The 1,720-nt window shown below is 49.7% G+C and carries 2 protein-coding genes; both read left to right on the forward strand.

The window, feature by feature from the left end; genetic code table 11:
* Positions 1-549 (forward strand): TolC family protein (locus R7P69_RS24530; protein WP_318121722.1); only part of this gene is annotated, 549 nt, incomplete at its 5' end.
* Between the two features lie 103 nt (positions 550-652).
* Positions 653-1,720 (forward strand): efflux RND transporter periplasmic adaptor subunit (locus tag R7P69_RS24535; RefSeq protein WP_318121724.1); only part of this gene is annotated, 1,068 nt, incomplete at its 3' end.

The raw sequence follows: 1,720 nt of genomic DNA on the forward strand, positions 1-1,720 counted from the left end.
GCCAGTGAAACTCAAGTGGACATTGCAGAGCAAGCTTACACGCCTCAATTCGGTGTGGAAGTGATGTACGCCTATCGTCAAGCCAACAATATGAAAGGCGAACCTGCATCGGACTTGGTGAGCGCGTATCTAACAATGGACATTCCCCTGTTCACTGGCAATCGCCAAGACCGCAACTTAGCTGCCGCCCAGTATCAAGTGGGTGCCGCTCGCTCACAAAAAGATACGTTACTGACTCAGATGAACGCGAAGGTCAACACATTGCTGGTTGATCGCGCCAACTTGAGTCAGCGTTTAGAGCGTTATCAATCCACCTTACTTCCCCAAGTTCAAGCTCGTATTCACGCGGTAGAAAGGGGTTATCAAAACAATACCGCACAGTTTAAGGACGTGATCATGGCAAGCACAGACGAGCTGGCGCTAAAGATCGAACAGCAACGTCTTATTACCGATTTAAACATCGTAAACAGCAACTTAGCGGCATTATTGGGTGGTTTCGAATATCAAGTATCCACACCCAACATCACGCCTGAAGCAAGCGCGAACTAAAACAAAAATATGAGAGAACCCAAGCTTGGGGACGATGGCGAATGCACACCAATAAACAATCAACATCGCTGTCATGCCTCATGGGGAAAATAAGGAATTAGGAATGAGTTCAAATTCAATCAAGATAGCAACCATCGCTCTGCTTGTTGGCGGGGCACTAGGGTTTGGCGTTAATCAGTACCTATCTGGTGCAAACCACGACATGAGCGGCACAGGCGGTAGCACTGCAAGCAGCTCAAACGAGCCACTCTATTGGGTTGCGCCAATGGATCCAAATTACAAGCGCGACAAACCGGGCAAATCGCCAATGGGCATGGACTTGATCCCAGTGTACGCCGAAGATCTCGCGGGTGAACAAGACAAACCCGGCACGGTGAAAATTGACCCATCAGTTGAAAACAACTTAGGTGTAAAAACCGCTCAAGTCTCTTTAGAGCAACTTTCACCTCGGATTGAAACTGTCGGCTATATCGCGTTTGACGAAAGCCATTTGTGGCAAACCAACGTTCGCGTGGCGGGCTGGGTTGAAAAGCTTTACATCAATGCCGTGGGTGAAAAGGTCAACAAAGGCGACGTGCTGTTCACGCTGTATTCGCCTGAGCTAGTCAAAGCACAAGAAGAGCTGCTGAACGCCTACCGAACTGGGCGTAGTGGCCTAGTGAAAGGCGCGACAGAACGTTTGGTGACACTTGGTGTTGATCGTTCTCAAATCAAAGCCATTACTCAACGCGGGAAAGCATCGCAAACTATTGAAATTAAAGCTCCGGAAGATGGCGTCATCGCGAGTTTGAACGTTCGTGAAGGTGGTTACCTATCCCCTGCTCAAGCGGTGATCAGCGCGGGCCCACTTGAAAACGTATGGGTGGATGCCGAAGTGTTTGAGCGCCAAGCTCACTGGATGAAAGCAGGCAGCGACGCCACTATGACGTTGGATGCGATTCCGGGTAAAGAGTGGCAAGGCAGCGTCGATTATGTGTATCCAATTTTGGATCCTAAAACGCGCACGCTTCGTGTTCGTCTTAAATTCTCTAATCCCAATGGCGAGCTGAAACCGAACATGTTCGCCAATATTGCCTTACAACCTGTCAGCGACAACGCGGTGTTAACCATTCCAAAGTCTTCCGTTATCCGCTCGGGGGGTATGACTCGCGTCGTGCTGTCTGAGGGAGAC

This window comes from Vibrio sp. 661 (genome assembly GCF_033339315.1).
In the GTDB taxonomy this organism is placed as follows: domain Bacteria; phylum Pseudomonadota; class Gammaproteobacteria; order Enterobacterales; family Vibrionaceae; genus Vibrio; species Vibrio alginolyticus.